Source organism: Paraburkholderia sp. CNPSo 3281 (assembly GCF_024206515.1).
Lineage (GTDB): Bacteria > Pseudomonadota > Gammaproteobacteria > Burkholderiales > Burkholderiaceae > Paraburkholderia > Paraburkholderia nodosa.
The window spans coordinates 72,322-84,438 of sequence record NZ_JAMBPS010000016.1; the positions used below are offsets into that span (position 1 = coordinate 72,322).

At 65.1% G+C, this 12,117-nt stretch carries 12 protein-coding genes and 1 tRNA gene; 5 read left to right on the forward strand and 8 right to left on the reverse strand.

The window, feature by feature from the left end; all coding sequences use genetic code 11:
* Window positions 1–187: 187 nt before the first annotated feature.
* Window positions 188–922 (reverse strand): Crp/Fnr family transcriptional regulator, encoded by a 735-nt coding sequence (locus M3I56_RS17970; protein WP_028204855.1) that lies wholly within the window; start codon window positions 920–922, stop codon window positions 188–190.
* A 772-nt stretch (window positions 923–1,694) separates the two neighbouring features.
* Here M3I56_RS17970 and M3I56_RS17975 point away from each other — a divergent pair.
* The 3 genes from M3I56_RS17975 to M3I56_RS17985 all read left to right on the forward strand — a co-directional run bounded on the left by M3I56_RS17975 (window position 1,695) and on the right by M3I56_RS17985 (window position 5,500).
* Entirely contained in the window at window positions 1,695–3,254 is a 1,560-nt protein-coding gene (locus M3I56_RS17975) for a mannose-1-phosphate guanylyltransferase/mannose-6-phosphate isomerase (protein ID WP_254355136.1), read from the forward strand.
* A 370-nt stretch (window positions 3,255–3,624) separates the two neighbouring features.
* Window positions 3,625–4,344, forward strand: a complete 720-nt coding sequence (locus M3I56_RS17980; protein ID WP_254355137.1) for a FadR/GntR family transcriptional regulator — start codon at window positions 3,625–3,627, stop codon at window positions 4,342–4,344.
* Window positions 4,345–4,522: 178 nt separating this feature from the next.
* Window positions 4,523–5,500, forward strand: a complete 978-nt coding sequence (locus M3I56_RS17985; protein ID WP_254355138.1) for a Gfo/Idh/MocA family protein — start codon at window positions 4,523–4,525, stop codon at window positions 5,498–5,500.
* 84 nt (window positions 5,501–5,584) lie between these two features.
* Here the strand turns inward: M3I56_RS17985 and M3I56_RS17990 are convergent, their stop codons facing one another.
* The 7 genes from M3I56_RS17990 to M3I56_RS18020 all read right to left on the reverse strand — a co-directional run bounded on the left by M3I56_RS17990 (window position 5,585) and on the right by M3I56_RS18020 (window position 10,978).
* The gene (locus M3I56_RS17990) at window positions 5,585–6,244 is read right to left on the reverse strand and encodes an amino acid ABC transporter permease (RefSeq protein WP_254355139.1); all 660 of its coding nucleotides are present in this window, start codon (window positions 6,242–6,244) and stop codon (window positions 5,585–5,587) included.
* 122 nt (window positions 6,245–6,366) lie between these two features.
* Window positions 6,367–7,164 carry a cystine ABC transporter substrate-binding protein gene (locus tag M3I56_RS17995; RefSeq protein WP_254355140.1) on the reverse strand — a complete coding sequence of 266 codons (798 nt, stop codon included), beginning with the start codon at window positions 7,162–7,164 and terminating at the stop codon, window positions 6,367–6,369.
* An 83-nt stretch (window positions 7,165–7,247) separates the two neighbouring features.
* The gene (locus M3I56_RS18000) at window positions 7,248–8,282 is read right to left on the reverse strand and encodes a quinone-dependent dihydroorotate dehydrogenase (RefSeq protein WP_028204861.1); all 1,035 of its coding nucleotides are present in this window, start codon (window positions 8,280–8,282) and stop codon (window positions 7,248–7,250) included.
* Window positions 8,283–8,361: 79 nt separating this feature from the next.
* The gene (locus M3I56_RS18005; RefSeq protein WP_254355141.1) at window positions 8,362–9,126 is read right to left on the reverse strand and encodes an arginyltransferase; all 765 of its coding nucleotides are present in this window, start codon (window positions 9,124–9,126) and stop codon (window positions 8,362–8,364) included.
* 263 nt (window positions 9,127–9,389) lie between these two features.
* The gene (gene aat, locus M3I56_RS18010; RefSeq protein ID WP_028204862.1) at window positions 9,390–10,154 is read right to left on the reverse strand and encodes a leucyl/phenylalanyl-tRNA--protein transferase; all 765 of its coding nucleotides are present in this window, start codon (window positions 10,152–10,154) and stop codon (window positions 9,390–9,392) included.
* Between the two features lie 26 nt (window positions 10,155–10,180).
* Window positions 10,181–10,726, reverse strand: a complete 546-nt coding sequence (locus M3I56_RS18015; RefSeq protein WP_028204863.1) for an NUDIX hydrolase — start codon at window positions 10,724–10,726, stop codon at window positions 10,181–10,183.
* Between the two features lie 175 nt (window positions 10,727–10,901).
* A tRNA-Met gene (locus M3I56_RS18020) sits at window positions 10,902–10,978 on the reverse strand.
* A 219-nt stretch (window positions 10,979–11,197) separates the two neighbouring features.
* Here M3I56_RS18020 and M3I56_RS18025 point away from each other — a divergent pair.
* Together M3I56_RS18025 and M3I56_RS18030 are read left to right on the forward strand one after the other, a co-directional pair.
* Window positions 11,198–11,695 carry a heme-degrading domain-containing protein gene (locus M3I56_RS18025; RefSeq protein ID WP_254355142.1) on the forward strand — a complete coding sequence of 166 codons (498 nt, stop codon included), beginning with the start codon at window positions 11,198–11,200 and terminating at the stop codon, window positions 11,693–11,695.
* Window positions 11,696–11,699: 4 nt separating this feature from the next.
* A complete protein-coding gene (locus M3I56_RS18030) occupies window positions 11,700–12,047 on the forward strand; it encodes a multidrug efflux SMR transporter (protein WP_042268604.1) in 348 nt (115 codons plus the stop codon).
* Window positions 12,048–12,117: the final 70 nt, after the last annotated feature.

The following is a 12,117-nucleotide window of genomic DNA, read 5'->3' on the forward strand; positions in this document are numbered from 1 at the left end:
GCGGCAAGATACGATCGATTCGGTATCCTGTATGTTCCGGTTACCTTCGACCTTGCCTGACTGGTCGCGCGATCGCGCACGCAAAGTGAGCAGGCGCGCAAAAGCGTGCCGCTGCGGGCACGCCTTGTCAGGGGACGACACGCGAATGAACTCGCGGCGCGAAACACACGCGCGCGCGATTACGCGCTCACGCGACCGTTTCCGCCTGGTGCAGGCGCGGCAGCAGCCGGTCGAATTCGCGGCGCACGAGCCCGTAGCACTCGCAGGCGCGGGCTTCGAGGCCCTCGCGATCGAGCACGCGGATATGGCCGCGGCTGTGATGGATCAGGCCTTCGTCGTGCAGCTTGCCAGCGGCTTCGGTAATGCCTTCGCGGCGCACGCCGAGCATGTCGGCGATCAGCTGCTGCGTGACGCTGAGATCGTTGGAAGCCACGCGGTCCACTTCGATCAGAAGCCAGCGGCACAGCTGCTTGCTGAGCGAGTGGTGACGATTGCACGCAGCGGTCTGTGCAACCTGCGTGAGCAGCGCGTGCATATAGAGCAGCATGAGGCGGCGCAGGAAGTCCGAGCGCGCGAATTGCTGCTTGAGAGCTTGCGCGCTCATGCGATAGGCGAAGCCCGCGCATTGCACCTGCACGCGGTTCGGCATCGTTTCGCCGCCCGTGAGCACGGGCACGCCTGTCATGCCTTCGCGGCCGACCGCCGCGATTTCGACCGAGCTGCCGTCTTCCATCGTCGAGAGCAGCGAGACGATCGCGGTAGTCGGAAAGTACACGTGATGAATGCGCTGGCCGGAATCGCAGATCAACTGTTCGGTGCGCAGATGAACAAGTTCGAGGTGCGGGGCGAGAGCCTGCCATTCATGCGACGGGAGGGCGCCCAGCAAATGGTTGCCGTGAAGATCGGATTGAAGGGTTAACATGACTGGTCCTCGTGCGAGGCGGCGCGTGCCGCCTCCTGTTTTTTGATTCCGTTCGCCGAACTCGTTGTTGTCTGCCGTTTCCCGTGCGGCTTTTGTGTTCGTCGTGCCGGCCCCATAGTCCCGCTTGTTCGTGCTCATTCCTGCTTGTTCTTGCCTGGTCCCACTCTTGCGCTTGCGTGCGCGGCATCGTTCGTCCGCGTCTGCGTTCGTGTGGCGATCTCTCTTTAGCAGGGTGTGTGCCAGTCGGTGCGAAACCACGCATTGAAGCGGCTGAGCGCGAACCGGCGATGCGGCAGCGCGGCGAAACGCCGCGTTTTTGTTTCAGTTTTGTACGGCGACTTTGCGAGCCGCTGCGCTGCGCATTACCCTCTTGAAAGTCGCAAGCCGATGATTTGATTGGATTATTTCCACTGGTAGCAGGGGTAATCAGAAATGGCTCCTCGTTGAAACATGGATCCCGGGCGATTCGGGCGGCGACCAGAAAAACAAGCGGTTTTGATTCAGTTCTGTTGCAACGCAGACGTAGCCGGCGAAAAAACGTTCGACGCTGAAACATCGCGCGTGAGCGGCTTGGCGGTGCGCACGCGGTCAGTGTGGGTATGCGTACAGATTGGCATGCCGAGGTTTGCTCCAATGAGGTCCGTAAAAAGCCTCGGGGCTTTGTGAGGCTTGAGAGGTCCGGGAGGCGCGTGACGCTTCGCGCGAGCCCGCCGGCAGGCAGGCGCGGCGTTCGTCGACGCGACCCGACATATTTCAACGGGGAGCTCACTGCATGAATCAGCTCGTGACGCCTGCCGGCTTGATCGCGGCAGCCAATGAACCCGAAGTCGCGCTCATCGTTCAGCCTGTGGTGCTGGCCGGGGGCTCGGGCACGCGGCTGTGGCCGCTCTCGCGCGAGCATTGCCCGAAACAGCTGATCGATCTGCTCGACGGCGAGTCGCTGCTCGAAGCCACGGTGCGGCGGCTCGACGGGGTGTATGCCCAGCCGGGCGCGGCGATCCGCAAGGCCGCGCCTGTCGTCGTGAGCAGCGAGGAACTGCGGCTCATGACCGTCGACCGGCTCGGCCGAAGCGGCACGCCCGCTCGCGTCGTGCTCGAACCGGTTGCGCGCAACACCGCGCCGGCACTCACTGTCGCAGCGCTGGCGGCGCGCGCCGGGCACGAGGCGGCGCTCGCCCGCGATGGCGCGGGTGCGGTATGCGACAGCGATCCCGTGCTCATCGCCATGCCGGCGGACCACCTGATCGCGGATCGCGCGGCGTTTGCCGCCGCACTCGAAGAAGCGGTGGGGTACGCGGCGCGTGGCGCGATCGTCACGCTGGGCGTGCCGCCGCAGCGCGCGGAGACCGGCTATGGGTACATCGGCGCGGGGGCGGCGCTCGGCGCCAGCGGCGCGCGCGTGATCGAGCGTTTCGTGGAAAAGCCCGGCCCCGAACTCGCGGCAAATTACGTGGCCTCGGGAGATTACCTCTGGAATAGCGGCATTTTCGTGGTGCGTGCATCGGTCTGGCTCGCCGCGATCGCGCATTGCCGACCGGCCATCGCGGCTCAATGCGCGGCGGCGTTCGAGGCGGCCGCAATCGACGCCGACGGCACCGTGCATCTCGATGCCGCGGCGCTCGCCGCGTGCCCGTCCGATTCGATCGACTACGCGGTGATGGAGTCGCTCGGCGCCAACGCGCGGCTCGCGGGCGTGGTCGTGCCGCTCGTGGCCGGCTGGTCCGACGTGGGCGCGTGGGATGCGGTGTGGCAGGTGTCGAACAAGGACGCAAGCGGCAACGTGGCCCGCGGGCGCGTGATGTTCGAAGACGTGACCGACACCTTCGCGCATTCGGACGGTCGGCTCGTGGCTTGCGTGGGCGTGCACGGCGTGGTGGTGGTCGAAACGGCCGACGCCGTCCTCGTCGCGGCGAGGGATCGCGTGCAGGACGTGAAGGCGATCGTGAGCAAGCTCAGGCAGGAGCGCAGCGCGGTCGCGCAGCATCACCGGCGCGTGGAGCGGCCGTGGGGCTGCTACGACTCGCTCGATCAGGGAGAACGGTTCCAGGTCAAGCGTATCGTCGTGAAGCCGGGCGGGCGGCTGTCGCTGCAGATGCATCATCACCGCGCGGAACACTGGACCGTGGTGCGCGGCACGGCGTGCGTCACGCGCGGCGAAGAGGTTTTCCTGCTTTCGGAAAACGAATCGACCTACATCCCGCTGGGCGTCAAGCACCGGCTGGAGAATCCGGGCAAGACGCCGCTCGAGATCATCGAGGTGCAGTCGGGCGGTTATCTGGGCGAAGACGACATCGTGCGCTTCGACGATGAGTACGGCCGGATACAACGTTGAATAAACGCAACGTCGAAAAGCACAACGTTGGGCCGCGCGCGAAAAGCGTGCGCAGAAGAAACATGCACGCCGGCGTCCCTGCATATGCACAGCCAGGGACTGCCGATTGATTTGAAGCCGATTGAAAGCGTGTCGATTGAAGTAAGTGGGCGATTCATACGATCGCCTTACAAAAACAGCAGCGCAAGGGCCGACGTAACACGCGCAAATACGAACAAGATGCATGCCGCAAGCATCATGTCAGGAGATATCCTGGCTGGCGAATTATGCGAAGCGCATGCAACGTAATACCTAAGTTCGACGACGCACGAGGGCCCGCGCAGTATCCGGCAAACATGGGCGATAACGCCCACATCGGGGGGGTAGGGTCATGGAACTGGGGAACAAGGAACGCTCGCTCGTCAGCAAGGTGATGGACGGGCTGATTGCAGGCATCGTCGAGGAGCGGTATGGCGCTGTGTTGCCACCGCAGGACATCCTCTCGAAGGAGTTCGACGTGAGCCGCACGGTGATGCGCGAGGCGCTCTCCATGCTGCTCGCGCGTCACATGCTCGACGTGCGGCCGAAAATAGGCACGCGCATCCGGCCCATGCGCGACTGGCGCATGATCGACGAGGACGTCGTGAACTGGCGTTTCCGTTCGAAACCGGACAAGACGTTTTTGCGCGACGTGATCGAATTTCGCGGCCTGATCGAACCGGCGGCGTGCGCGCTGGCGGCCACGCGCGCGAGCGCGGCGGAGATTACCGGTATTCGCGAGGCGTTCGAAGCGCTGCGCCAGACGAGCACCGACGATCCGAATTTCCAGACCGCCGACGCGCTTCTGCACACGCGCATCCTCGCGGCGAGCGGGAATCAGTTTTATCAGCAGATGGCGGCGATCATTCGCGGCGCGCTCTCGCTCGTGAATCCGATTCTCAACACGCGTGACGGCGGCTGGAACAACGTCGTAGCAGCGCATGGGCGCATCGTCGAAGCGATCGAGCGTCGCGCGCCGAAAGAGGCCGAAGCGGCCGCGCTCGCGATGATCGAATATACTGCCGACGAACTCACTCGCGCGCTCGCGCCCGAGGCGCTGGAGCAGCGCTAAGGCCGTTCGCAGCGTCGCTTCGCTCGCGTCAATCCGCTCGCTGCGCGCGGATTGACGCGAGCGCATTGCGGCGCGCTGCGCGTGCCGGTATCGTGCGTGTCTTTGGGTGCGCCTCGCGTGACGTACGTGACATACGTTGTGCGGCGGCCCTTGACCTCACAGCCGGAGCACGCAGCATATGAGCGAAACACAAACGATACGTTGGGGCATCGTCGGCGCGGGCCGCATTGCGCATCGCTTCGCGCAGGGCGTTGCGCACGTCCCGCATGCACGCGTCGAAGCGGTCTGGTCGCGGCGCGCGGCGACTGCGCAGGCGCTTGCCGCTTCCCGCGGCGCGCAGGCGTGCGAAAGCGTGGATGCGCTCTTCGCGAGCGGCATCGACGCCGTGTACATCGCCACCATGCAGGACAGTCACGCCCAGTACGCCATTGCCGCGCTTGAGGCCGGCCTGCCCGTGCTGTGCGAAAAGCCCTCCACCGTCAACGGCGCGCAGCTTGAACGCGTGCTCGACGCGGCGCACCGCGCGCAGCGCCTCTTCATGGAGGCGATGAAGCCGCCGTTCTATCCCCTCTATCGAAAGTTGCGCGCGCAACTAGACGCTGATCCCATCGGGCCGGTCGGGCTCGTGCGCGCGGGTTGTTCGGTGGCAAGCGTCCCTGCCGACCATCCCTCGCTTTCGTTCGAGCAAGCGGGCGGTGCGCTGCTCGACATCGGCGTGTACGAAATGTTTCTGGCCGTCGACTGGCTCGGCGCACCACGCGAGGTGCAGACCGTCGGGCGCCTCGGCTCGACTGGCGTGGATACGTTCGCGAGTCTGAACTGCCAGCATGAGCGCGGCATTGCGCAGTTGTTCTGCGGGCTCGATCTGCACGGTTATGGCGACGCGCTGCTGGCGGGGCCGCTTGGCAACGTGACGATACACGCGAACTGGTGGAATCCGGCGCGCGCGACAGTGCGCTATGTGGATGGCCGAGTCGTCGAACTCGACGAGCCGTTCGAGGGCGGCGGCCTGAACTACGAGACCGCGCACTTCTGCGAGCTGCTACGCGCGGGCGCGCTGGAAAGCCCGGTGATGACGCATGACACCTCGCGCCGCATGCTCGCCATGGCCGACGCCGCGCGAGCGGCGCTCGGACTGCGTTTCCCCTGTGAGTGAGAAGCCGAATAGCGGCCCGAAAGCGACACGGCCCGCATGTGCGGGCCGTGTATGGAAAAACGCGCGTGAGGTCAGGGACGTAAATCAGTGGCGCGCAGGCAGTGCGAGGCGTCTTTCGTACCAGTGCTGCACCCATTCGAGCACCTGGCAAAGCACCCAATACACGGCGGCGGCTGCGAGATAGAGCGGCAGCGGCTGATAGGTCGAAGCGATGATTTCCTGCGCGCTGCGCAGCAGCTCCGTCACGGTGATGACCGAAACGAGCGACGTGTCCTTGATGAGGCTGATGAGGCTGTTCGAAAGACTCGGCACGGCGATGCGCAACGCCTGCGGCGCGATCACGTAGCGCAGCGTCTGCGTGCGCGAGAGGCCGAGGCTATAGGCCGCGAGCCACTGTCCGCTATGAATGCCGAGAATCGCGCCGCGCATGCTCTCCGAGAGATACGCCGCCACGTTCGCGGAAAGCGCGATCACGCCTGCGGGCGTCGGGTCGAGCGAGATGCCGACGCTCGGCAATCCGTAGTAAATCACGAAGATCTGTACGAGCAGCGGCGTGCCGCGCATCAGGCTCACATACACACGCGCGATGAACACGAGCATGCGGTTCGAGCTGATGCCCATGAGCGCGAGCACGGCACCGCCGATGAGCCCGAAGATCATCGAAAGCACGGCGAACTTGACCGTCAGCACCGCGCCCTGTGCGAGCACCGGCAGCGACTGGATGATGAGCGTATAGATGGGCATGGGCGTAGGTAACCAATGGAAGTGGCGCGGTTTGCAATGGATGCATATGTGCGAAGGGCGGCATCGTTCGATGCCGCCCTTCGCGTCAGCCGGACTGTGCGGCGCTCTCGATCATTGCCGGATCATTGCGAGATCGGCTTCGTCACGTCGATGCCGAACCACTTGTCCGAGATCTTCGTGAAGGTGCCGTCGGCTTCGAGCTGCGTCATCGCTTCGTCGATCGCCTTGGCGAACTTCGGATTGCCCTTCTTGAACGGGATGGCCGACGGGTTGCCGGCGCCGACCGTCGCGCCAGTGCGCAGCGGCAGCTGCGAGTTCTTCATCAGGTAGGCGAGCATCAGGCGGTCGTTGAGCGCCGCGTCGAGGCGGCCCGCTGCGAGGTCGCGCAGATATTCGGGGGCGCCCGGATAGGTCTTCACGTCGATGCCCGGGACCGACTTGGCCATGTCCATGTAATTGGTGCCGAGACCGACGCCGAGCTTCTTGCCCTTGAGGTCTTCGAGCGTCTTGAACTGGCGCGTGTCGTCCTTGCGCTGGATGAGCTGCGCGGCCGAGTACGTGTACGCCGGCGAGAAGTCGAGCGCGGCCTTGCGCTGGTCGGTCACGCCGACCTGATTCACGATCACGTCGAACTTGCCTGCCTGCAGGCCGGCGATGATGCCGCTCCATTCGGTCGTGACGAATTCGGGCTTGAGGCCCATTTTCGCGGCCACGGCTTTGGCGATGTCGACGTCGTAGCCGACCAGCTCGCCGTTGGGCGCCTTCGAGTTGAACGGAGGGAACGTGCCTTCGAGACCGATGCGCAGCGTGCCGCGCGCCTTGACCTGGTCGAGCAGGTCGTCGGCGTGGGCGCTCGCCGCGACGAACGATGCGCCGACGATTGCAAGTGCAAGGAGTTTTTTCAGCAAACCGGATTTCATGTTTTCCTCTTGTTCTGCTGCTGCGATTCTGGTGCTAGCGCACAGCGCCTCCGATGCGCCATGACTAGCCTGCCACTATAGCTTTACGCGCGGCCCGAGGCCAGCGCCCGCGCACATTCGGCGACGAGCGCCGGGCCCCGGTAGATGAAGCCCGTATAGACTTGCACGAGCGAGGCGCCGGCCGCGATCTTCGCTCGCGCATCGTCGCCCGAAAAGATGCCGCCCACGCCGATGATGGGCACGTCGCCGCCCAGCTCGGCGCGCAGCTTGCGGATCACGTTGTTCGAGGCGTCGAATACCGGGCGCCCCGAGAGGCCGCCCGTTTCGTTCGCATTCGGCATGCCTTCCACCGCCGCGCGCGAGAGCGTGGTGTTGGTCGCAATCACGCCTTCGATCTTGTGGCGCAGGAGCGTGTCGGCGATTTCCTTGATCTGCTCGTCGTCGAGATCGGGCGCGATCTTGAGCGCGAGCGGCACGAGCTTGCCGTGCATGTCGGCCAGACGCTGCTGCTTGTCCTTGAGCGCGGCGAGCAGGGCATCGAGTTCGCCGCCGCCTTGCAACTGACGCAGATTCTTCGTGTTCGGCGACGAGATGTTGATCGTCACGTAGCTCGCAAACGGATAGACGCGCTCGAGGCAGAAGAGATAGTCGTCGGCGGCGCGCTCGATCGGCGTATCGGCGTTCTTGCCGATGTTCAGGCCGAGAATGCCGCGATAGCGCGCGGCCTGCACGTTCTTCACGAACTGCTCGACGCCGTGGTTGTTGAACCCCATGCGGTTGATGATGCCGCCCGCCTGCGGCAGCCGGAAAATGCGCGGGCGCGGATTGCCCGGCTGCGGACGCGGCGTCACGGTGCCCACCTCGATGAAGCCGAAGCCGAGCGCGGCGAAACCGTCGATCGCGGCGCCTTCCTTGTCGAGGCCCGCGGCGAGCCCTACCGGGTTGCGGAAGGTGAGGCCCATGACGGTGCGCGGCGAATCGGGCACGCGTGGGGCGAGCAGGCCCGCCATGCCGGTGCGGCCGGCGGCGCCGATCATGCGCAGCGAGAGGTGATGGGCGTCTTCGGCGTCCATGCGAAAGAGCTGGTCGCGAACGAACGGATAAAGGGTGCTGAACACGGGAAGAAGGCGCGGGCGCCGGAAAATGGGAACCCGCTATTTTAGCGGCAACGCGGGCCCGGGGCGACGCGCCGCGGGCTCAGGCTTCGGGCGTGAGTGCGGCCCATGCGCCGTCGAAGAGGCCTTCGAGCGGCTGGAAGCGCGCCTTGTAGGCCATTTTCGGGCTCTCGCGGATCCAGTAGCCGAGATAGACGTAAGGCAGCTGAAGGCTGCGGGCCTGCTCGATCTGCCAGAGGATGTTGTAGGTGCCGTAACTCGTGTGGACCGTGTCCGGGTCGAAGAACGTGTAGACCGAGGAGAGCCCGTCGCCGAGGATGTCGATCATGCTCACCATGCGCAACGCGCCGGGCTCGTCCGGATGCGCGGGGTCCGGCTCGCGGAATTCGACCAGCCGTGAGTTGATCCGGCTTTGCAGCAGGAACTGCTCGTACTGGTCGCGGCTGTCGCGATCCATGCCGCCGCCCGCGTGGCGCGCGGACTGATAGCGCATGTAGAGCGCGTAGTGCGCCTCGTCGTAGTGCAGCGGCGCGACCGTGGCGACGAGCGCGCCATGCCGCTTCCACGCGCGGCGCTGCGTGCGGCTCGGCGTGAAGCGCTCGACCGGCACGCGCACCGGCACGCACGCGCGGCAGCCGTCGCAGTAGGGACGATAGGTGAACACGCCCGAGCGCCGGAAGCCGGCCTTCACGAGATCGGTATAGACGTCGGAGTTGATGAGATGACTGGGCGTCGCCACCTGCGAGCGCGCGATGCGCCCCTCCAGGTAACTGCAGGGGTAGGGCGCCGTTGCATAGAATTGCAGCGCGGAAAGCGGTGAAAGCGGCAGCTCGTTTGGATGCGTCACGTTGGCAGCTCTCGTAGCAGTTCGGATCGTCGCGTGGCGCGCGTCGCGCACCCAGCCTCGCGCGCAAGCCTTGCCAGACCACACGGGGCGCCGCACGTGGCGTGCCAGGGAAGGCCGGGCGGCGACAGGTTCGCTCTTGAGTCTAACATTGACGCCGAACATGTATCCATCGAATTGCGCGGGCTGTCGCAAGCGCGCACGCGAGCGCTCATGCGCCTTTCATGTGCCACTCATTTGCCGCTCATTTGCCGCTCGCCGGCCACTCACGCAGCGGGCAAGAACTCGTCGGGCGCGCCTGACCCGCCGAGCAGATCGGCGAGCACCGCTTTATCGAATTTCCAGGGAATGGGCGCGGCGTTCACGTGCGTGCGCACGTGGGCGATGAACGCCTTGCGCGAGATTTCGCGGCCGCCGAGCGAGGCGAGATGCGCGGTGTTCTGCTGGCAATCGATCAACTCGACGCCGTGGCGGCGCAGATGCGCGACGAGTGCCGCGAGCGCGATCTTCGAGGCGTCGGTCATGGAGGCGAACATCGACTCGCCGAAGAACATCGTGCCGAGCGCCACGCCGTAGAGTCCGCCCACACGTTCGCCGCCGAACCAGGCCTCGACGCTGTGCGCGTCGCCCACGCGGTGCAGGGTGGAGTACGCGTCGATCACATCGCCGGTGATCCAGGTGCCGCGCTGGCCGTGCCGCGGCGCGTTCGCGCACGCGCGCATCACGGCGGCGAAATTGTTGTCGACGCGAATTTCCCACGCGTCCTCACGCAGCACGCGCTTGAGTGTTTTCCGGAACGAGGGCGAGACCTTGAATTCGTCGGGGCGCAGGATCATGCGCGGGTCGGGGCTCCACCAGAGCACCGGCTGGCCGTCGGAGTACCACGGGAAAATGCCGCGGCGGTAGGCGTCGATGAGGCGCGAGGGGAGCAGGTCCGCGCTGGCGGCGAGCAGGCCTGGCGCGCCGCTCGACGCGCCGAGTGCGCGCTCGACGGCGGGAAACGGTTCGTCGGGCGAAAGCCAGGGGACCATCGTCGCGGGCGCAGTCAGATAAACAATCAGCCGTCGCGCAGCGAGCGCAGGACGTCGCCGGTGTGCAGCCCGAAGCTGCCCGACTGGCGATCGGCGAAGAAACAGCGCAGGGTCTGCCCGACCGTTGGGAACGCAATGTCGTTCCAGGGAATCTCGTGCTCTTCAAAAAGCCGCACTTCGAGGCTTTCCTCGCCGGCTGCGATGTCGATGTCGAGCAGGCGCGCGAGATAGAACAGATGCACCTGATGCACGCGCGGCACGTTCAGGAGCGAAAAGAGGTTCTGCACCTCGACGCGCGCGCCGGCTTCCTCGAGCGTCTCGCGCGCCGCGGCTTCGGCGGTCGTCTCTCCCATCTCCATGAAGCCCGCGGGCAGCGTCCAATAGCCGTAGCGCGGCTCGATTGCGCGGCGGCACAACAGCACCTTGTCTTCCCAGACCGGAACCGTGCCGACCACGTTGCGCGGATTCTGATAGTGGATGGTGCCGCAGTGTGAGCAGACGTAGCGTTCGCGATTGTCGCCGGGCGGAATGAGCAGGCTGACCGCCTGACCGCAAGTCGAGCAGAATTTCATGGGCACGATAGGGGGATGGGTGATGCGAGTTTATCACCGCTCAGTGCCTTCGCTCACGTGCCCTCATGCGCCAGCAGGGAGCGACCGAAGAAGATGGCGAGGACGCCGCGCCTCGAAGAGGCGTAAACGGAAAAAGGGTTACAGGCCAATGACCTGTAACCCTTTCGAATTCTGCTGGTTGCGGGGGTAGGATTTGAACCTACGACCTTCGGGTTATGAGCCCGACGAGCTGCCAGACTGCTCCACCCCGCGTCCGTCGAAGAGAAAATTATAAGACAGTTCGCGCCGCGTTGCAACAACTAATGACGAACGCCTTTCCATGCGTTTGCAAAATGTTTGCAGGACGCGTGCGCAAAGGCTTTTGAACCGTCAGGATAGAATCGGGGCTCGGTCGGCGCCGTGCATGCTTTTCGCAACGTTCATGCTGCGCCTTTGCCTTCTACAGCGCACTGCGCTTCATTTGCCTCTTCCATGGACATTCCCCTCGATCTGCAATCGATAGCCGCTCAGGAGCACGCGCTGGTGTTTCCCCGTTTCGACGCCGATCGCGCCTGGCAGCTCGGCTCGCATCTGCATGAACTCGCGCGCGCTCGCGCACTGCCCGTCGCCATCGATGTGCGCACCTTCGGCCAGCAGCTCTTCTTCTGCGCGCTGGACGGCGCCACGCCCGACAACGCCGACTGGGTGCGCCGCAAGTCGCGCGTGGTCGAGCACTTCCGGCGCAGCTCCTATGCGATCGGCTTGCGCATGCAGCAAACCGGCTCGACGCTTGCCGAAAAGCACGGCCTGCCCATCAGCGATTTCGCGCCGCACGGCGGTTCGTTTCCGCTCACGGTGGCGGGGGCGGGCGTGATCGGCTCGATCACCGTTTCGGGCCTGCCGCAGCGAGCCGATCACGAACTGGTGGTCGAAGCGCTCTGCGCGCAACTCAACGTCGACTACGCGCAGCTCGCGCTCGCGAAGGTCTGACACGATGCGTATTCCTCCGTTCTCGGCCTGGACCTGGCTCGTCATCGCGATCGTCGCGGAAGTCATCGCCACTTCTGCGCTGCGCGCTTCAGATGGCTTCACGCGGCTCGTACCTTCGGCGATCGTCGTGGTGGGGTATGGCATTGCGTTCTACGGGCTCTCGCTCACGTTGCGCAGTTTGCCGGTAGGCATCGTCTATGCGGTGTGGTCGGGCGTGGGCATCGTGCTCATCACGCTCGTGGCGATGGCGCTCTATCGGCAGGTGCCCGATCTGCCGGCCGTGCTCGGGCTCGGCCTCATCGTGGCCGGCGTGGTCGTGCTGAATCTGTTCTCGAAGATGCAGGCGCATTGAAAGACGGTGGCTGAACCGGCTTGATTTGCCGACTGCGGTGGCCACCGCATTGGCCACATTCGCGCCAGAC